This window comes from Halobacteriovorax sp. XZX-3 (genome assembly GCF_043196495.1).
In the GTDB taxonomy this organism is placed as follows: Bacteria; Bdellovibrionota; Bacteriovoracia; order Bacteriovoracales; family Bacteriovoracaceae; genus Halobacteriovorax_A.
Genome location: NZ_JBEBMO010000002.1, coordinates 662999 through 681589, shown reverse-complemented (window position 1 = coordinate 681589; position 18591 = coordinate 662999). Strand labels below are relative to the sequence as shown.

Sequence of the window (18591 nt, the reverse complement as noted above, 5' to 3'; positions counted from 1 at the left end):
AAGTACTTATTATATCATTGGAAATTTTAAAGTCACGCGTGAGCCACTATTTGGCATATTTTCGATAAAGAGAGCTGCGCCATGCTTTTTAAGAAAAGAATGAACAAGTTTTAAACCTACGCCTGTACCTTTCTCACCTTTTGTTCCAGTCTTTACATGAAATGTTTGGCCACTTTGAATTCCATCAATAACAATATCAGGAACCCCTTCTCCTTCGTCACAAATCTCGATAGCATAACCATCTTTAACTGCACCCTTAACAACAATCCTCTTTCCCTCAGGAGAGAACTTAATTGCATTTGAGATAATATTGCGCACACAAGTTTCAATCATATTACTATCGTGATCAAAGATATAATCCTCTAAATCAACCTCGATTACAAGATCCTTGGTCTGGGCCAACTCATAAGCAAATTCGACAGCACTTGTAATTGTATCTTTTATATTTAACTCTTTCGGACTATATCCCAGACTCTCATTACTTGTGAGTGCCCATGCCAGTAAATCTTTAAGTAGCGCATCTGTCTTTTTGGCCGACTTAATAATACGATCTTGATAGAGCTTAATTCTCTCAACAGATAACTCTTCATTTCTTTTAGAAACAAGAGATGCTGAAGAAAGAATTACTTGTAATGGACTTTTTAAATCATGAGCAATTGTTGAGATTACATCATCTTTTGTTTTATTAAGTTCTTCAAGACGACGATTCGAAATATAAAATAATCTCCAAGCTCTATTAAACATAGAGCGAAATGCGAAGAGAACGATATTAAGAGAAAGAAGAATAAAGATTTTGTAGAAATGTTTATTTAATTCAACTGATTCATTTAAAATAGGTACGATGACAAATAAAGCAAAGAGAATTACACAATTAATAATAATACCATTTAATCTTCCCGGTAGCATAACATAGAAAGAGGTTGTCATAATCATAATACCAGCAAGAAGTGTGGTACTTGTCCCCATAATCATAAAAGTCATTAAAGCGACAATCACTACAGAAGCTAATTTTATAAAGAATAAGTGTACTTCAATTTTGTCATTATAATCACTCTTTCTAAAAGCGATGAAGAACCCTAATCCGTATACAACAAGTAAGGCCCTAAAGAATGTGAGAATATTTGCTGATCCAAAAGTATAGATACGTTGATAGTCCGCAAGAATTCCTGCAAATAACAGCAGAATACAGCAAACTAAATACGACAATAACGTGTATGTTCTATCCTTGGGCCAAGACGTTTGAAGATAATTTCTCTCTTCAACACGAGACTTAAATTCCCCAAAGGAATTGATTAGGGTTTCCAATAGTTAATCCTTTAAATTTTAATACGTAAACAATTAGTCTTTACTACATTTATACAAGAGATTCGAGAAAAAAGATTGTGCTGTAAAAATTTACAGGCTTGTTATTCTCATAAAAACAGACACTTAGACTACATTAAACAAATGATTATTTTGTTCGACATTTAGTCGGCCAGGGAAATCTTTCAATTGGGATAAGAAGCTGAATTTAGCGTGTTATTCATAAATATGAAGAAAATTACACCTATAATCATTGCACCTCTATTAACCCTTAATGTCTTTGCAATTGATATTAAGTCAAAGCTACTAGACTTTCACCAAATACAAGAAGAGTTGAAATGCGAAAGTGACTTCACTTATATATCTTCTGCATTTAAGGTGAAAAAATCGGACTCCATCAACTGTTCAGATGTAGAGTGGGCCAATAATGCTATAGCTAAAGTCGCAAAACTTAGAGAAGACTCTCCTGTCGTAAACTTAGAACTTCTCTCCCGCGATAATGGAGCCTCATTTGATATAGGAGAAACAATTCGTATCCCACTTCATCTAACCTTTACTAACCAATGGGGACAAGTCTTTAATTCTTATAGCATTGGTACTGATGCAATTTTATATCACGAGTATTCTCACGCAATCTTTGGCGAAAGAATTGGAAAAAAGTTTTATCCTAAACTAAAGGCACTAGCAGAAAGACTATCTCGCTTCAAAGTGAATCGCCATAAGGCATATGCTGAGGGGAATCCTCGAAATGTTGTCCAATACTATACAAAGCAAATTGAAGTCATTGAAGAGAGAATTAAAAATCATAGTGAACTTGAAAAATACCACCTTTCTTCTTCTTATAATGAGTTATTTGCTGATTTAGTGGCCGTGCTTGTAACAAATAATCGCAATGCAATTTTCAATGCGCTTTATTATGATGAAATGACAGACGATGCCTACCAGCTAACGAAACTGAGATCTTTTGAAGACCAAAATACAAAGTATGATAACCGCGGACTATACGAAGAACACGGTGAATTAGCACTAGTTCGCCAGTATATTGGTGAAGAAATACTTCCAAATATTTTCAAGAAAGAAAATGAAGAACAACTAAAGAAAGATTTGCTAGAAATCGTTCTAGAATCTATTGAGTCACAAATGGATGAGCGAATTCGTAAGTCCGCCTACAAAATTTCACCGATGCAAAGTAATACCGCCTTAATTGAAGAAATTAAAGAGCGATACCAAACAACAAAATAGCTACCCATTTCATTTATTAAATTCAAAAGTACAGCTTTATCATAAAGCTGTACTTATCTTAATTATTTGTATTAGTTTTCAAGAATTGATGTGAGATAGATTAAATCATAATAAGTAGCTAAGAATAAGTCAGGATCACGATCTGCAAGACCTTTATAATATTCAAATGTGTCTTCTTTTCCATCCTCAAAGTACTTTACGAGAGCACGAAAGCTACGTGAATTAATTGAATGATGTCCTACAATCGTTGCCGATAACTTCAGAGTCTCATTAAGATCATATTTCAAAACATTTTTATTATAATTTTCAATCTCTCTTTGTGCAGCTATTAACGCAGGTGAAAGCAGATAAACTCCACCTCCCTGTTTTACTATTTCACCAGCAAAAGGACTCACCTTATCACTTGCCAAGTAAGGCCCCATATACTGACTATATGTTTTTCTCAAAAGCGCTCTATTCATTCCAATTCGCTTTAATCCTTTCTTTTGGGCCAAAAGAAATAATGCATTAACCTCAGCAAAGGACTCAGACTCATGGACACCATGTCCACTTGGAGGCGATTGATAATTTATTGGAAGATAAATATCATCTAAGCAATGTGAAAGCTCATGATAGAGAGAAAAATAATATAGTTCTTCAAGGGAGAATAGTCGCTCAATTTTTGAGAAGTCAAAGTCTTTATAAACATCAACTCTGTCATCATGCCCAAGAGTTCTTCTCACTTCACTTGGCAGATCATTAATTATTCCATTTGGAAGAACTGCACAAAATTTAAATTCCCTACTCCATCCTCCTTTCATAAAAGGTAGAGCAGAAGCAGAACCATTTAAATCACCAAAATATGGGATGAGATTGATGGCCTCATTTCTTTCCAGTTCAATACCAAACTTTTGAATCATATATTCGCTAAGAAGCTTAATTTGTTGCTCCTCAGAATGACCCTTAAGAATTGGTACGACTTCACTCTTATCAAAAATAACGATTGGATAGTTTTTAACATTTCCATATTCCGCATTTAAAACTTTAATTTCATTTGAAAGAGTTAATTCGAGATTGGAGGCAAACACTCCGCTTGCCAGCAAAGTGACTGCTAGGAACTTATTAAATAATTTATTCATATTTTGGCCTTGTTAATTTTTTTGCATTTAACCATATTTCAATAACCTACTTAGGCTAAATGGCTTTATTTACATGGCCGTTCAAGATTTAGACATCCTATAAGTGGGGAATATTCCCCACTTATCGATACTGCGAGGTTAAGCTACTTTGATTTTTGGATTTAAAGTAAATTTACAATTCATTGAATTAGTTACCAAGCATTTGTGCTGAGTTTCTTCCAATAACTTTAAGTAATCATCTACATTTTCCTTACCGCGAACAACAAGGTGTGGTTGAATTTCAACTGTTGTGAATGTAAGCTTCCCATCTTTTCTTTCGAGCTTGGCATCTGCTTTTACATCGAGGGTATCCCAATCCATTTTTCGCGCCTGGGCCAGGGCCTTAAAGCTTAAGAGGTAGCAACTTGAAATACTTGCTGAAAATAAATCTTCAGGAGACCACTCTCCTTCTGGTCCTTTAAATTCAGGAGGAGCTGTCGCTTCCAAATTCTGTTTACCTTTAGAAGAAATCTTCATTCTTCCATCATTTCTCTCACCGTGGGTGTTGGTACTGTAAATACTCATATATACTCCAATGTTCTCGTTATCTTGCTATCTTAAAGTCTTTTGGGAAGCAGTGGCCTTAAAGAATTCCTTATTTTTGTTTAACAACTAAACAAGGCCATAATCTTTGAAGCTTGAAAGAATAGAAAACAGATTCAACTTGCACTACAAGCAAAAACCTAAGCTACGTCATCTTTTTTTTGCTCATATTCTTCTAATATTGCCCTTAGGAGTAAAAAATATGATTAAAGACAGCCTTGTTCAAAAATATAATGTACCAGTTCCACGCTATACAAGCTTTCCAGCCGTGCCCTATTGGACGGGAGCACCATCTCAGGAGATGTGGTTTGAACACCTCAAAGAAGGTTACGATAAGTCTCAAGGAGTAGAACTCTATATCCATGTCCCATTTTGTGAAAAACTTTGTTACTACTGCGGTTGCCATCGAGTTATTTCTAAGAATAAAAATCGCGGTATTGAATATGTTGATTTTCTCTTAAGAGAATGGGAACTCTATCTCGAACAAATGGGCGATATTAATATCTCGTCAATTCATCTTGGTGGCGGAACACCTAATTTCTTAAATGAAGAAGCATTTTCTACTTTATTAGATAAATTAAAGGAGTCGATTGATGCTAAAGAGTTTAAAGGCTCAATTGAGATAGACCCACGTACTTGTTCAAAATCGCAACTAGACCTTTATAAGAAGCTTGGATTTAGTCGATTATCAATGGGAATACAAGATTTTGATCCAGTTGTTCAAGAGGCAATTGGGCGTATCCAACCTTTTGAAAAAGTAAAAGAGCTTGTGGACTATTGTCGTGAAATTGGAATTGATGACATAAACTTTGATTTAATCTACGGCCTTCCTTATCAGACACTCGATACAGTTGAAGCAACAATCGAGAAGGTCATTTCACTTAAGCCGTTACAAATTGCATTCTATAGCTATGCCCACCTTCCATCTAAGATTAAAAATCAAAAGTTAATCCCAGAGGAGGCTCTTCCAGAAGGAGCACTTAAGCGAGCTCTTTATGAACATGGCAAAGGTCTACTTGAAAATCATTCTTACAAAGAGATTGGGCTAGATCACTTTGCAAAATCTAATTCACAGCTTTATCAAGCAAAGCAGGAAGGAAAACTAAGAAGAAACTTTATGGGTCATACTCATAAAAGTTCACCAATAATTATTGGCCTTGGTTGCTCTTCAATATCTTCTTCATCAAAAAGCTTTGTACAAAATGAGAAGAACGTAAAAACTTATTTCGAATCAATAAGTAAGAGAAGGCTTGCCATTTCCACAGGCCATATCCACACGCAAGAAGATATCGTTGTAGAAGAGATCTTACAAAATTTCTTTGCGACAAATAGCGTTTCAAAGAAAGACTGGCAAAGCCTCAAGAATGCTTCACACATTAATAGTAAAATCTGTGAACTAGAAGAAGATGGCCTGATTACAAATAGTGATAAAATAATTGTCACTGATGATGGCAGACCATTTATGAGAAATATTGCGAGTATCTTTGATCATCATTTGATGAGATCAAAACAAAATAGTGGTTCACGTGCACTATAGATAGAAATCTATCGTAAGCATTGTCATCACACCAATAATTACGCCAAGAGTTGCATTTCTCTCATGCCCTTGCCTAAAAAGCTCGGGTAGCATCTCTTGGCAAATTACAAACAACATTGTCCCTGCAGTAAAACCTAGTGCAATCGGAAGACTTTGAGTTGATATACTAGTTGCTAAAAAACCAACACCTGCAGCAACTGGTTCTACAAGGCCAGAAAGTAAGGCCACCAAGCTCCATATCGCTTTTCTTATTAATATGTTTATGGGGTATTAGATCATGAACAAAAATGATGAAGACATAGCCTAAGAATAGACTTAATAGAAAAATAGGCATTGCCATTGAAGCAGAATAGAGTTTCTTTGCCTCTTCCAAACCAGGGGTTATTAGTGAAACAAATGATGCAACTAGCATGACTCCTGCACTAAAGCCCATTGCGATATCAAGTATTTCTTTTGAATAATGCTTCTTCAAATAGATAGGTAATGCACCTATTCCTGTTGCAAGGCCCGCAACTAATACTCCAGAGATGGCCATATAATTTGCACTCATAAACTCTCCTCTTCCCCTCTCTTTAAAGGAGAATATATTAATTTTACGGAAATTCTGCGCCAGACAATATTCGATTAAACTAATCTTTTGATAATTTGCATATTTTTACAATCTAATGGATAATTTAAGTCACACAACACACATCGACAGGGAGCACACATGAGTCAATTGACGCCACAACAAAAAGAAGAATTACTAGCGGAAATCACACTTCTAGAAGGACAACTTACTGGAAATATGATGGAAGATATGGATATTCGTGGCAGAATTCACAATATTAAAATGAAGCTTGATGGCGTAAAACCACCAGAAAGTTTTATCGATTGTATCGGTTGTGGTTCATAAAAAAACTTAACCTAACGATCAAACTCACTTTTTAATAAAGATATAATCTGATTAATAGCGAATCTGGACTCCCTAAGATGAGGCATTTCAATAAATCCGTGCATCATCTTAGGGTATTCGAAATAGCGGTATGGCCTATTCTCTTCCTTTAGACGATTCTTTAATTCCTTGGCATCTGGGTAAAGAATATCGTGAGTACCTGTAAAAATATTTATCTCAGGCAGATCATCTAACTCCCCTCGAAGTGGACTAATACGATAATCATCCTCTGCAAGATCTTCAGCGAAGATATGACCTAATTCTCTTATCCCCTTTCGATCCAATACCATTTCATGCTCATCAATATCCTCAATTTCAGGATTACTCATACTGATATCAAGCCAAGGAGAAAGTAATATGATCGAAGATGGAAGAGGATTACCTTCATTTCTCATTTGCTCACATAGTGCAAGTGCAAGACAGCCTCCTGCCGCATCTCCCATGACAATAATATTTTCGGCTCCTACTTTTTGTGCTGTTTTCTCAAAAGACTCCCTAATCATCGACAGAGCGTCTAAAACACTGCCATGAGGAACGAGCGGGTAATCAGGCACGATGATTTCGATATCAATATTTCTCATCAATTGAGTTAACAAATGAAATTGGCCGACATTCATATTGTAGATAAATGCTCCACCGTGAATATAGAAAACTGTTTTTAGGCATTCTTTTTTTATTGGACGAAATTGAAAGAGATTTCTATTTTGAATTTGCATACAATGAATATCAAACTCGTGATAAAAAGCACGAGGTATGCTTGCTTCATTTGGTATTGGGTCTTCTTTTTTCTTTTCAATAATTTTAGAAAAAATTTTTCTTAGCTGCAGAATTCGAAGACTACCTTTTGAAACAAAGGAGCCAAAACTTTCATCCTCTTGGTAACGAAACTCTGTATCGATTGGATAGTGATCTTTTTTTAATGCCTTATTTCCCATGAGCTAAATATCGGTGCAAACTTCGCTTGGCCACAGATAAGAAACGTTAAAATAGCTCTAAAGCAAACTTAAGACACTCTGCAACATTCCTCGCAGAACCTCACAAAACACTAATATTTCAAAAAGATTGTCCTAAAACTAAGTAAATTGTATCTAGTGTCACAACTTACAAAACACAATGTTTTGTCAATTTTAACCCGCTGTACTATGTAGAGTAGTAACTTAGGAGCTTATCTATGAAAACTTTATCGCTAATTGTTTTATCAATGTTAATTCCTGCTTTTGCTAGCGCAAATGCTCCAGAGCTAAAGAGCTACTTTAATGATCTAAGAAATGACTACAAATTATTCAAAGACTGTAACCTATATGACATTTACAGCAATCAAGATCTAAGCGCTGGTGATGAAGCACAAAAATGTTATGAATTCAAAATCACAAAAATAACATTTAAAGTTGCTGAGATCCTAGGCGGAGAACTTGAGCTAATTAATATCCATGACGATACAAGCTTTGATATGAAGTTCACTTTGGCAAAGGCACTTCGCTCAAAAGACTATATGGGTGGACGCTACACCTCACCAGATGGTGAGTACGGATCATCAACAGGTTTTAAAAATGCATATAAAGTTGGCGACCTCTACCTTTTTCAATACGAGTCGACAGGTGGAGAATGGGATAATATGCACATAACAACGAAGTACTTTCTACTTAATAAAGCGGGTGAATTACTTGGAAGATATAGCGTAAGTGCTTCAATCGATTAATGAATCTAAAATTTAAAAAGCCCCTCACGCATGAGTAGAAGATGAGGGGCCCCTAGATTTCTCTAGATTATTTATGTAACGCAGAGAGAGTTATTGCGTTTACACAAGCATTAAATCTTCAAAGGCAGAAAGACCTGCTTTGGCCCCTTCTCCCATTGCTATAATAATTTGTTTATAAGGTACGATTGTTACATCTCCGGCCGCATAAATACCTTTCTGACTTGTACGACACTTATCAGTTACAACAATTTCCCCAAACTTATTCTTTTCAACAAGATCCCCAAGGAAGCCACTATTTGGCACAAGTCCGATCTGAACAAAGACACCATCAAGGTCAACTTTTTTCATCTCACCTGTTGCACGATCTTCATACTCTAGACCAATTACTTTTTCCCCGTCCCCTACAACTCTTTCTGTACGAGCATTTTTAACAATCGTAACATTTGATAGAGATTCTAATTTCTTTACAAGAACAGAGTCAGCTTTAAGCTCAGGTGCAAATTCAAAAAGAGTAACAGACTTCACAATCCCTGCAAGGTCAATCGCCGCTTCAACACCAGAGTTACCACCACCGATAACGCTAATGTCTTTGCCTTTGTAGTAAGGCCCATCACAGTGTGGGCAATAAGCAACACCGCGACCGATATATTCTTTTTCACCGTCAACACCAAGCTCACGCCATTTAGCACCCGTTGCAATAATAAGTGCTTTAGTTTGAACAGTTTCACCACTATTTAAAAAGAGTGTTTTCACATTACCATTTTCAATATTATCAACGCGGCGATGCTCAAGTGTTTTAATATCATACTGTGACATATGTTCATTAAGGGCCGCAGATAAGTGCGGACCTTCTGTATATGGAATTGAAATAAAGTTTTCGATACCTTTAGTATCTTGCATCTGACCACCAATGCGATCAGTAATAACGGCCGTTTTAAGCCCTTTACGAGATGAGTAGATTGCAGATGAAACTCCAGCAGGGCCTCCTCCAATAACGATAACATCGTATAGGCCAAGATCTTTCGCTTCACTTGAAATAGATACTTCTTCTTTACCAAAGCGTGCTTCTAGCTTTTCAAGTAAATCAACAAGTGATGACTTTCCAGAGTGTACGAGATCATCGCCATCAATAACACTTGGAACACCTTGTATCTTAAGTCTTGCAATCTCATCTTGCTCAAACTCTCCATCAACCATTTCGTGAGAGAAGTCCTCTTTAAAGATGGCCATTAGATTTAGCGCCTGAACGATATCAGGACAATTTTCACAAGATAGTGAAATATATGTTTTAAGGCTTATCTCACCTTTAAGTGCTTTAATTCGATTAATAATCATCTCATCAGGAAGCTTTCCTTTAAGATCACTATTTAAGATAGCAAGGATAAGTGAAGTAAACTCATGCCCACCTGGAATTCCTGAAAACTTAATTCCATTTGCCTTGCCGTTCACATGAATTTCAAAATGTGGATAGTCGTAATTTTGTCCACTAGACTTTGCCACAACCTTTGGAGAAGTAGTCGCAATACTCTCTAGCATCTCAACAAGCTCTTGTTGTTTAGCATGTGCTGACTCATTGTAGACAAGACCAATCTCACTCTCTAGCTGAGCATAGACTGACTTTAATTGTTCAATGATTCCACTATCTAACATAATTACTCCAATCAAATTTTAGGACAGGCCCAAGCAATAAAGCCTGGGCCCAAAATATCGTTGAGAAAAAATCTTAGATTTTTCCTACAAGGTCTAAACCTGGCTTAAGTGTTTCAGCACCTGGCTTCCACTTAGCTGGACATACTTCATCAGGGTGAGCTGCGATGAACTGAGCAGCTTGCACCTTTCTCATTAGTTCGTCAGCATTACGTCCAATTCCATTGTCGTGAATTTCAGCAAGTTTGATTTCACCTGCTGGGTTGATTAGGAAAGTCCCTCTGTAAGCAAGACCTTCTTCTTCGATATGAACACCAAATGCTCTTGTAAGCTTACCAGTTGGGTCAGCTAGCATTGGATACTTAATTTTCTTGATTGTATCTGAAGTGTCATGCCAAGCTTTGTGTGTGAAGTGAGTATCAGTTGATACAGAGTAAACCTCTACACCCATTTTTTGGAATTCTTCATACTTATCTGCCATATCACCAAGTTCAGTTGGGCATACAAATGTAAAGTCTGCTGGATAGAAGAAAAGGATTGACCATTTTCCTTCTAAATCATTAGCAGTAACAGTTTTGAACTCTTCATTGTGGTAAGCTTGTACACTGAAATCTTGTACTTTTGTGTTAATTAAAGTTTGCACTATTCATCTCCTTTAGAAGTTTTAATAAGTGATAATCTACTTATAAGATTCTTCCATCAGAGGTGATTTTTATCTAATATTAATTATCTAATGCTTGATAGATGACACCTATGAAGCCATGCGGCATCACAGGTGCATATGTAATTGTAATCGTTTAAAACTTAATTAGTTTAATCTAGATGATAGATTTCCATGATATTTTCTAGAGTTTTTTCAAAGTCGATATTTAAATCTTTAAGCTCTCCCGAGTGAACATCAAAGACCCAGCCATAAACTTTTAGGCCTCTTTCACGGTTCGCTTTTTGAACTGCTGCCGTTTTAATAGCATTGATACATTGCTCTTGAACATTAAGCTCAACTAGACGCTCATAGCGCTTGTCTTCATCTTCAATTGCATTAAGTTCATTTTTATGAGTACGATAAACATCGCGAATATTTCTAAGCCATGGATTTAGAATTCCAAGGTCTTGGCTTTCCATCGCGGCCTTAACACCACCACAACCGTAGTGCCCACAAACAATGATATGATCAACTTTTAAGTGATCAACAGCATAGTTTAGAACACTCATTACATTTAAGTCGATACTAATAACCATATTGGCGATATTTCTGTGAACAAAAATTTCACCAGGTCCTGCACCCATAACTTCTTCTGCTGTTACACGAGAGTCTGAGCATCCTATATAAAGAAAATTAGGGTTTTGTCCTGCACCTAATTTATCGAAGTATTTTTCGTCTTGTTTTAATTTAGACTGAACCCATTCTTTGTTATTTTCAAAAATCTTTTTGATATCCATATAACTCACCTATTTCTTTTTTTGCAAAATCATAAGTGAATAAATTGAATTTGCCAATTATAGCCCTTCTAGTAGGAATTTCACTGCAAGGCTTTGTAAAATAATCGCTGCAATGATGCTAAAAACTGGCCCTAACTTATCAGAAGCACGTTTAGCAATGCTCATTCCCACGATTGTCGAACAAAATGCCCAAACTCCAATTGAAGTAATATACGGAGTTAAAACTTTACCCGATGCACCAATTGTCACACCTACCGCAAATGCGTCAAGGCTTGTGGCAAATGAAACAAGGATCACTTTTAATAAGCTATGAAATTGTTTTGGCTTCTCTTCTTCATCATCATGCTTGCCGCTTAGTTCTTCGTAGCCTTCATATGCCATGTGAATGGCCACAGCTGTTAAGAGACCAAATGAAATCCAGTGATCGATATAGTCAAATTGGGCAATAACTTTCGCGCCAGCGATTGCGCCTAAAAATGCAACAAGCGCTTCTGCACCACCTGAAGAAAAGGCAAACTTAAGAGTATCACTAAATTTGTGAGGCCTGGCGCCCATTGCTACTGCAGCAGAAAATGAGTCAGCACACAAAACTAGTCCAATTACAACAACTTCAAAATAATTAATCATAAGACATTTATAATACGTAGAGCTATTACAGGCAATTATTAAAATACTATTCGATTTGTTAAATATTTACTATTGTCCTTATAGATGAAAATATTAATAGCACTGCTTATCTCAACCTTCTCGTTGGCAACAAATTCTTTTGTTGATGAAGTTGATACTTACTTTCAAAGTAATGAATTAACTAAAGTTCGAAATCAGTCTGAGTTTCAAATCGATAAGTGTCACACTCAATTAGAAAACCAAAACTCCTTTGGTGAGACTCTCCACTATTTCATAAAGGACTTATCATCAAAGAGAACAACGTTTCTTCACGTAAGCAGTATTTATAAGATGCCTACAAAGATGGAAGATCAAGAGCGAGTCGGACTTTTAAGTCATCCGCTATGTCCCGTAACAAAAGAATCTCTATCAAAGACGATTAAGAATATACCAGATGAGATGACGATTGAATTGGCCAATCGTTTTGCTCGTGAACATAATGAGCTTAGAGAGCAAGAAGATCGCGAAGAGCTTCAACAGCTATGGGGAAAATTCTTTGGCTGCCTTGCTTACACTGAAAGTTTAACGACAGCGGACTTCGCTGCGAGTGAGAAACTCGCAAAGAAATATGCTCCAAAAAATTACAAAAGACCTCAAGGGGTAAAATTCTATTACGATAAATGGCAGCCAAAAGTGAGTCGTTTAAATATTGGCCTCTATCAATTCACGCCAAACTATGGTGGAAATATAAAACCTTGTGTAGATTCATGGAATCATTATTATTCAAATGAAAGTTGTCAGATAAAGAATAAAAAGAAAGATGCGTTGATTAATGCTTTCGGTTCCACTACTCAGCATTTCAATGCTTATTGTGGAGTTCATAAAGTCATTGAAGCATTTTCAGTACAATTAAATACTTCAGAAAAAAGATTCACTCATCCACAAAATCAAGAAGGTGGAAAACTTAAGGGCGCAAGTGAAAGATGTGTCACTCCTCACTTCTATGCAGGTTGGTCATACAATCATTTTGGGCCACTACAGAACTCGACAAAGAATAATCTAAAGAAGCTTATGTCTTGTCTCTACAATTAAACACCAGTACAGAAAATCAATTTGCAATAAAGTATTTAGAATTTTCAAAAAATCGATTCCAAAATGTGAGATCAAATAAAAAAGGGCCTCTAAGGCCCTCTTCTAATTAACTGTATTCTTATAATATTTAATACTACCCTTCATTCCAAAGATTAAATGACCTTGGTCGAGAATCAGTGAATCCGCAAAGACACTTTCATCCCCAAACTCGATGGAATTAATCACTTTCCCATCATTTAGGCCAAGATAAGAAATTTTTCCCTTGCGATCAGAGAAAATAAGCTTTTCACCGTCATACTTAACTGACGAATAGTTGTAGCCAATTTTCTTCTCACGACTGGCGTACTTCCACTCTAGTTTAGAAGTAATGCTATTCCACGCATAGACTCTTCCATCAAAGTCATTAAAGACAATAAGGTCATCAAAAACAATTGGCTTACCAATGACAGGAGAATCGATACTGATAGAACTAACTTGTTGGCCAATAGAATTTAAACAGACAAGTCCACCTAGTTCAGACTTAACGTGAAGCTCCCCCTGAATAAAACAGATATTATCTCTTGTGGCCACTGGCCCATACCAGCTTGAAAGTGGTAGTTCTTCTTTCCATAAAAGCTTTCCAGACTTTACATCTAGTTTGTAAGCATAAGGTCTTGCTTTACCAATATCCTCTTCAGGAACTCCACTTGCTACATAGACTGCATTATCCTTCACAAGAACAAAGGCATCCATGTGTCCACCTTTGTATTGCCAGATTAGCTCCATTGAATTTGGATCAATTGCATAAAGTCCGTCACCACCAGCAGATTGAAAGAGGTAATCCTTCCCATCAATTTCTGTAATAACAGGAAAAATTTCAGTGTGACCTTTAGTTTGAAAAGAACCCACTACTTTCTTAGCAATAGGATCAAACTTATAAACCCTCATATGATGAGAAGCGTGGAGTCCTTCTCCAAAATAAAGGTATCCTTTATAATAGACTGGAGTTGGAGACAGAAACTTCCCAAAGAAAATCTTATTTTTAATAGCACCAGAATTAATATCAATGACAAAGAGATTTCCCTCTTTTGAGCCAACAAATAACTCATCACCAACCACAACACCAGAAGCAAAAATTCCTTCTTCGACACTTTGTTGCCAAATCATTCCTTCCTGTGCTTTTAAAGGAGCTTTTGAAAAACTAGTATCTTTATTCACCAACTCCTGCACAAAAAGAGGCACAGGGCCATGCTTTAAGTATTGATATGCTTCCATCCCGCCATAAAAAAGAACGTTAAAGATCATAGCAGAGATTAGAATCTTTGGTTTTAGTAAGACCTCAAGTAACTTCTTAGGGCCCTCGGCCTTTAACTTAATACCAAAAAGACCTGCAATAAATGTTGCAACGACTGTGATACCAGTACTTAGGAAAGCAAGAGGTAATAAAACAGTAGGAACAATTGAGTAACTAAAGTCGCTACATAAACTATTGCATGAGTTTAATTGATCCAGTATTTCCATCAACGAAAACATCTTCTCCACCTTTAAATTTTAAATGACACTGTTTAATTCCACTAACCGCAGGAATCCCCATCTCTCTGGCAACAATTGCACAATGAGATAAAACTCCTCCACGCTCAACTATTATTCCACTGGCCTTAGTAAAAACAGGAGTCCAGCCTGGGTCTGTTGACTGGGCCACAACAATTGCATTTTGAGGCCAATCAATTTCTTTCCAACTTGCAGGGTTACTAACCACCACGATCTTTCCTCTAACAACACCAGAAGAGAGCCCCTCACCAATGAGATCATTTGAGCTACTATCTTCTTTGCCATCAATGACGGCCTTAATTTCTTGCAAAGAAGTAACAGTTGAAAAATTAAAGTTCTTAAATAATGCTGCTCGCTCTTTTCTTTCTTTAATTAGTTCAAGCATTGATGATTCAAAACTTAATATTTCTTCTTTATTAAGAAAGAAAATATCATTCTCATCTTCTAAATTAATCCTTCTTGCCTTTTCAAGAGCAAGAAAGCGTATATGAGCATAAGGTCTTAAAATGGCCATCTTCCACTTCTCTCTAAGCTCAAGTAATTGCTTTAAAATCTTCCATTCTTCTAAGATAAGAGTCTTCTTAAAAGATCTCATCCCCATAATTTCTGCTTCAACATCAATAAAGGAGTGAGAGTTTTTATCCTGTACATATTTTTCTAAGGGATAATCATAAAATGCATCATCACCTATTTCTGACCAGCGCTTAGCACTTAAATCTAATTCACCTGGTCCACGATGGCCGTAGCGAGCAAGAAAAAGGGGTCTGACATTAGGCTTTGCACAAGCTTTTTTGAAGTAAAGCCCCATATTGTATGTTTCAGAATTGATTCCCGCTCCAGACCACTTCTTAATCATTTGATCCGCTTCTTGCTCAGAATAAATACTTTTAAGAAGAGAAATCAATGTTTGAATTGTTGTTTCAGTTAGCGATATTAAAATGTACGGCCACTCTAAAGTTCGATTACTGAAAATTGTAATCTCTTTAGAAAGACGGCCATTAATATCTTCCTCACTCCAGTCTTTATAGATTGAAGGATCATTCGGTCGCTTTGAAATTGTTGTAATCTCCAGCAGCTCTTTTGAAGCTTGATCAATAACTTCCTGACGATGAGTATTAATCGAGAGTCCAACCTTGAGCATACGCCACATTGTTTGTGGTGTGCTAAAAAGAACCTTTGGAGTTATTTTTGAGAAATGAAACTTTAAGTGTGGCCTTGGCATTGGTTCAATCGAATAAGGAATAGGTCCAAAGTACATCTGCCCAAGTTTGCTCAGGTTGATATAATTTCGTCCAAAGACTTCATCCATAATGGATTCATTACCTTTAAAGCCAACATAGCCTAATTTACGAAGGGCCTTATCAAAGGCTTGATCTTTTTTAAATGACTCTGACCATATCTGAGTAGTTAAAGTCGTAGGAGAAACAGTCCATTCTGCAAAAGTTTGTCCATCCCATACTGTATCATCAGAAAATGAGTGAGATAGTCTTTCAAGTTCATCATGGGCCAGTTTTTTAAGATTTGTAATTGAAGCCTTGGCAGTAATTGGCCTCGCTTGCAAAAGATAAACCTTACCTGCTTTATCAATGGCCCATTCAATATCAAAGTCATCTTGATATTTATCTTCCACAAGATTAGCGAAAGCAACAATCTCTTTTACTTGATCTTGAGTGATATGTTCACTCTGTGAATCTTCTTCACTTAGAATAATTGGAGTACGTTTACCAGAAACTAGGTCCTCACCGACTCCATCAATATATTCAAGCATCCAAGTTTTATACTTACCTCTTGGATCTTTAGAAAAGTAGACACCTGAATATGAAGGGTCAATCATACGCTGAACAACAACATTCATAGGAACTTCTTTATCAGATCCTAAAAAATGTTTTCGATAAGCTTTTGAGGACTCTTTATGAATAGAATTGAAACAATTTTCAATTGCGTGCTCAAGATCTGTATCGTTATTCACATATAAGAAAGTTGAGTTTTGACCTGCAAAACTATTCTCTTTTGAATCTTCACCTGTTGCTGAACTTCTGACAGCAAGCGAGTATTCTCCATTGCGAGCAAAGCTAAAAATTTCAGCTAATTCTTCTTTGGTTGGTAGAGCGTCTAAGATAATCCCGTTAGGAACAACAATCCCCATTTGGGCCATCATTGCTAGCATATAGGCCTTGCCGCCAACTTCTTTCTTCTCTTCAGGGAGATCCTTAAAATAATACAACATAAACGCCTTCCTCTTCTTGATAAATTTATATCGTTTACGAGACAGTCATTACATGACAATCGTCACCTTTTGTCACATAAAATGCCAAAAATCAGGAAATTAGCGTCTTAATTATATCTGTTGAATCCTTAGGCCAAAAAGACGGTTCAGTTACGATGGCATTCTCATTGGATCTCTGAAACTTAACTTCATCATTAACTAAGCTCGGTATTAAATGAATTAACAATTCTTTAACATTCGAGACATTCTTATTAATGACATTTGTGATCTCCTCAAGAGAACATGCCTCATCTTTCCAGCAATCATAGTCCGTCACAAGAGCAACTGTTGCGTATGCCATCCCTGCTTCCTTTGCAAGATAGCTTTCAGGAACATTCGTCATGCCGATAACACTTGCACCAAAGCTGCGAAAAAGCTCAGACTCTGCTCGTGATGAATATTGTGGCCCTTCAATACAAATATAGCTTCCACCAAAGTGAAATTTTGTTTCGATCTTATCTGCTAATGTTTTAATTCGCTCAACAAGCCCCATTTCAATTGGCCCAGCAACAGAAACATGCCCCACAATACCATTTTCAAAGAAAGACCTTTTACGTAGTCCTTTAGTCCAATCAATGAATTGATCAGGAAGAAAGAAGTCACCAGGAGCAACTTCTTCTTTTAAAGAACCTACTGCAGATATAGAAATAACATGTGTAACGCCAAGTGATTTTAGCGCGTAAATATTTGCACGATAATTAATATCAGAAGGACTAATATGATGTCCTTTCCCATGGCGTGTAATAAAGTAGAATTCACTCCCATTGATTCTCAAATGATCAACATGACTACTTGGCATGCCAAAAGGAGTTTCAATATTTAATGATTCGACTTGTTCCATAAGGTCAAGATCATAAACACCACTTCCACCAATTACACCTATTTTCATATTACCTACTTATAAAATACTGCTAAGAATTGATTGTATTCACGACCGTTCTTTGGACGTGAATTAATTGTTTCGATCTTTACATTTAGATTTGCTTTATCTGCCCATGAAACGATTTCATCATTAGAAAATCCGAAATGTTTAACACCCATCCCTTTAGGGTCTGGATGAAAGCTTCCATCTTCTGATTCAAGATCAACGATGGCCATCTGACCACCTTCATTTAACATGGCAGCAAGTTTTGCAGTCATTTTTGATGGCGAATCAAGATGATGAAATGTCATTGAGCTAATAATTAGATCAAATTTTTTATCAAGCTCTTGATTTTCTAAATCAATATTAATCGAATTAATATGATCAAAGTCACTCGATTTTTTATCGAATACCTCTAACATTCCTGTCGAAGTATCAACACCTGTAATACTTTTTGCATCATCAATGAACTCAAGACCAAAGAGACCAGTTCCACAACCAAAGTCAAGAAGGTCAACTTTTTGAGTCAGTTTCAGACGCTCTCTAGTTTTCTCAGCAAGTGTTTGCATTAGGGCAATCTTATCTTCAGAGTCCCAAGTGTTGGCCGCATGATTAAAATGTGACATATTTTTTCTCCATAAATGACTAATTTCTAAACGTTATAATATCTAATCAAAAAACATGTTAAAAGTCATATTTTTTCATCCTGTTCACCTTAAGATAAAGCTAAGAAA

Annotated in this window: 19 protein-coding genes; 5 read left to right on the top strand and 14 right to left on the bottom strand. The window is 36.3% G+C overall.

The features are described from left to right. Positions 1–9: 9 nt before the first annotated feature. Positions 10–1305, bottom strand: coding sequence for a sensor histidine kinase KdpD (locus ABMA70_RS13830; protein WP_103218192.1), 1296 nt, complete (start codon positions 1303–1305; stop codon positions 10–12). A gap of 225 nt (positions 1306–1530) precedes the next feature. Here ABMA70_RS13830 and ABMA70_RS13825 point away from each other — a divergent pair, with 225 nt between their 5' ends. Beyond that, positions 1531–2544, top strand: coding sequence for a hypothetical protein (locus ABMA70_RS13825; protein WP_392992679.1), 1014 nt, complete (start codon positions 1531–1533; stop codon positions 2542–2544). 71 nt (positions 2545–2615) lie between these two features. On the opposite strand, the gene ABMA70_RS13820 is transcribed toward ABMA70_RS13825, so the two are convergent. Continuing rightward, entirely contained in the window at positions 2616–3662 is a 1047-nt protein-coding gene (locus ABMA70_RS13820) for a hypothetical protein (RefSeq protein WP_392992682.1), read from the bottom strand. Positions 3663–3800: 138 nt separating this feature from the next. Continuing rightward, positions 3801–4226, bottom strand: coding sequence for an OsmC family protein (locus ABMA70_RS13815; RefSeq protein ID WP_103218195.1), 426 nt, complete (start codon positions 4224–4226; stop codon positions 3801–3803). 220 nt (positions 4227–4446) lie between these two features. Between ABMA70_RS13815 and hemN the strand changes: the two genes are divergently transcribed. After that, on the top strand, positions 4447–5781 hold the full coding sequence (hemN, locus tag ABMA70_RS13810; RefSeq protein ID WP_392992685.1) for an oxygen-independent coproporphyrinogen III oxidase: 1335 nt from the start codon (positions 4447–4449) through the stop codon (positions 5779–5781). On the opposite strand, the gene ABMA70_RS13805 is transcribed toward hemN, so the two are convergent. Together ABMA70_RS13805 and ABMA70_RS13800 are read right to left on the bottom strand one after the other, a co-directional pair. Next, a complete protein-coding gene (locus tag ABMA70_RS13805; protein WP_392992687.1) occupies positions 5776–6009 on the bottom strand; it encodes a ZIP family metal transporter in 234 nt (77 codons plus the stop codon). The two genes, hemN and ABMA70_RS13805, sit on opposite strands and share 6 nt — an antisense overlap. Further along, positions 5948–6331 (bottom strand): ZIP family metal transporter, encoded by a 384-nt coding sequence (locus tag ABMA70_RS13800; protein WP_146037860.1) that lies wholly within the window; start codon positions 6329–6331, stop codon positions 5948–5950. The genes ABMA70_RS13805 and ABMA70_RS13800 overlap by 62 nt, the downstream gene beginning before the upstream one ends. A 159-nt stretch (positions 6332–6490) precedes the next feature. Here ABMA70_RS13800 and ABMA70_RS13795 point away from each other — a divergent pair, with 159 nt between their 5' ends. Further along, positions 6491–6676, top strand: a complete 186-nt coding sequence (locus tag ABMA70_RS13795; RefSeq protein WP_021268045.1) for a hypothetical protein — start codon at positions 6491–6493, stop codon at positions 6674–6676. A gap of 11 nt (positions 6677–6687) precedes the next feature. Here the strand turns inward: ABMA70_RS13795 and ABMA70_RS13790 are convergent, their stop codons facing one another. Then, complete coding sequence (locus ABMA70_RS13790) at positions 6688–7650, bottom strand: alpha/beta hydrolase fold domain-containing protein (RefSeq protein ID WP_392992690.1); 963 nt, start codon at positions 7648–7650, stop codon at positions 6688–6690. 236 nt (positions 7651–7886) lie between these two features. Here ABMA70_RS13790 and ABMA70_RS13785 point away from each other — a divergent pair, with 236 nt between their 5' ends. Further along, positions 7887–8414: a hypothetical protein gene (locus ABMA70_RS13785; protein WP_103218199.1), complete on the top strand. Its 528-nt coding sequence runs from the start codon at positions 7887–7889 to the stop codon at positions 8412–8414. 99 nt (positions 8415–8513) lie between these two features. Here ABMA70_RS13785 and ahpF read toward each other — a convergent pair whose 3' ends face one another. From ahpF to ABMA70_RS13765, 4 genes are all read right to left on the bottom strand, one after another. Beyond that, entirely contained in the window at positions 8514–10064 is a 1551-nt protein-coding gene (gene ahpF, locus ABMA70_RS13780; RefSeq protein WP_392992693.1) for an alkyl hydroperoxide reductase subunit F, read from the bottom strand. A gap of 73 nt (positions 10065–10137) precedes the next feature. After that, positions 10138–10704 (bottom strand): alkyl hydroperoxide reductase subunit C, encoded by a 567-nt coding sequence (gene ahpC / locus ABMA70_RS13775; protein WP_103218201.1) that lies wholly within the window; start codon positions 10702–10704, stop codon positions 10138–10140. Between the two features lie 170 nt (positions 10705–10874). Further along, positions 10875–11501, bottom strand: a complete 627-nt coding sequence (locus tag ABMA70_RS13770) for a carbonic anhydrase (protein WP_103218202.1) — start codon at positions 11499–11501, stop codon at positions 10875–10877. 57 nt (positions 11502–11558) lie between these two features. Beyond that, the gene (locus ABMA70_RS13765) at positions 11559–12128 is read right to left on the bottom strand and encodes a manganese efflux pump (protein WP_199177548.1); all 570 of its coding nucleotides are present in this window, start codon (positions 12126–12128) and stop codon (positions 11559–11561) included. A gap of 84 nt (positions 12129–12212) precedes the next feature. Here ABMA70_RS13765 and ABMA70_RS13760 point away from each other — a divergent pair, with 84 nt between their 5' ends. Continuing rightward, the gene (locus ABMA70_RS13760; RefSeq protein ID WP_392992697.1) at positions 12213–13199 is read left to right on the top strand and encodes a hypothetical protein; all 987 of its coding nucleotides are present in this window, start codon (positions 12213–12215) and stop codon (positions 13197–13199) included. A 102-nt stretch (positions 13200–13301) separates the two neighbouring features. Here the strand turns inward: ABMA70_RS13760 and ABMA70_RS13755 are convergent, their stop codons facing one another. The 4 genes from ABMA70_RS13755 to ABMA70_RS13740 form a co-directional block, all read right to left on the bottom strand. Next, positions 13302–14711 (bottom strand): PQQ-binding-like beta-propeller repeat protein, encoded by a 1410-nt coding sequence (locus ABMA70_RS13755; RefSeq protein WP_392992699.1) that lies wholly within the window; start codon positions 14709–14711, stop codon positions 13302–13304. After that, positions 14665–16956: a PEP/pyruvate-binding domain-containing protein gene (locus ABMA70_RS13750; RefSeq protein WP_392992702.1), complete on the bottom strand. Its 2292-nt coding sequence runs from the start codon at positions 16954–16956 to the stop codon at positions 14665–14667. Before ABMA70_RS13750 ends, ABMA70_RS13755 begins: the two co-directional genes overlap by 47 nt. A 91-nt stretch (positions 16957–17047) precedes the next feature. Next, positions 17048–17884 (bottom strand): S-methyl-5'-thioadenosine phosphorylase, encoded by an 837-nt coding sequence (gene mtnP / locus ABMA70_RS13745; protein WP_392992705.1) that lies wholly within the window; start codon positions 17882–17884, stop codon positions 17048–17050. A gap of 5 nt (positions 17885–17889) precedes the next feature. Continuing rightward, positions 17890–18483, bottom strand: a complete 594-nt coding sequence (locus tag ABMA70_RS13740; RefSeq protein ID WP_392992707.1) for a class I SAM-dependent DNA methyltransferase — start codon at positions 18481–18483, stop codon at positions 17890–17892. Positions 18484–18591 lie beyond the last annotated feature (108 nt).

Bases quoted from the DNA above. Each gene is read 5' to 3' on its own strand.
- ABMA70_RS13825 (WP_392992679.1), top strand. From the start codon at position 1,531: ATGAAGAAAATTACACCTATAATCATTGCACCTCTATTAACCCTTAAT.
- ABMA70_RS13820 (WP_392992682.1), bottom strand. From the start codon at position 3,662: ATGAATAAATTATTTAATAAGTTCCTAGCAGTCACTTTGCTGGCAAGC.
- ABMA70_RS13815 (WP_103218195.1), bottom strand. From the start codon at position 4,226: ATGAGTATTTACAGTACCAACACCCACGGTGAGAGAAATGATGGAAGA.
- hemN (WP_392992685.1), top strand. From the start codon at position 4,447: ATGATTAAAGACAGCCTTGTTCAAAAATATAATGTACCAGTTCCACGC.
- ABMA70_RS13800 (WP_146037860.1), bottom strand. From the start codon at position 6,331: ATGAGTGCAAATTATATGGCCATCTCTGGAGTATTAGTTGCGGGCCTT.
- ABMA70_RS13795 (WP_021268045.1), top strand. From the start codon at position 6,491: ATGAGTCAATTGACGCCACAACAAAAAGAAGAATTACTAGCGGAAATC.
- ABMA70_RS13790 (WP_392992690.1), bottom strand. From the start codon at position 7,650: ATGGGAAATAAGGCATTAAAAAAAGATCACTATCCAATCGATACAGAG.
- ABMA70_RS13785 (WP_103218199.1), top strand. From the start codon at position 7,887: ATGAAAACTTTATCGCTAATTGTTTTATCAATGTTAATTCCTGCTTTT.
- ahpF (WP_392992693.1), bottom strand. From the start codon at position 10,064: ATGTTAGATAGTGGAATCATTGAACAATTAAAGTCAGTCTATGCTCAG.
- ABMA70_RS13770 (WP_103218202.1), bottom strand. From the start codon at position 11,501: ATGGATATCAAAAAGATTTTTGAAAATAACAAAGAATGGGTTCAGTCT.
- ABMA70_RS13765 (WP_199177548.1), bottom strand. From the start codon at position 12,128: ATGATTAATTATTTTGAAGTTGTTGTAATTGGACTAGTTTTGTGTGCT.
- ABMA70_RS13760 (WP_392992697.1), top strand. From the start codon at position 12,213: ATGAAAATATTAATAGCACTGCTTATCTCAACCTTCTCGTTGGCAACA.
- ABMA70_RS13755 (WP_392992699.1), bottom strand. From the start codon at position 14,711: ATGTTTTCGTTGATGGAAATACTGGATCAATTAAACTCATGCAATAGT.
- ABMA70_RS13750 (WP_392992702.1), bottom strand. From the start codon at position 16,956: ATGTTGTATTATTTTAAGGATCTCCCTGAAGAGAAGAAAGAAGTTGGC.
- mtnP (WP_392992705.1), bottom strand. From the start codon at position 17,884: ATGAAAATAGGTGTAATTGGTGGAAGTGGTGTTTATGATCTTGACCTT.
- ABMA70_RS13740 (WP_392992707.1), bottom strand. From the start codon at position 18,483: ATGTCACATTTTAATCATGCGGCCAACACTTGGGACTCTGAAGATAAG.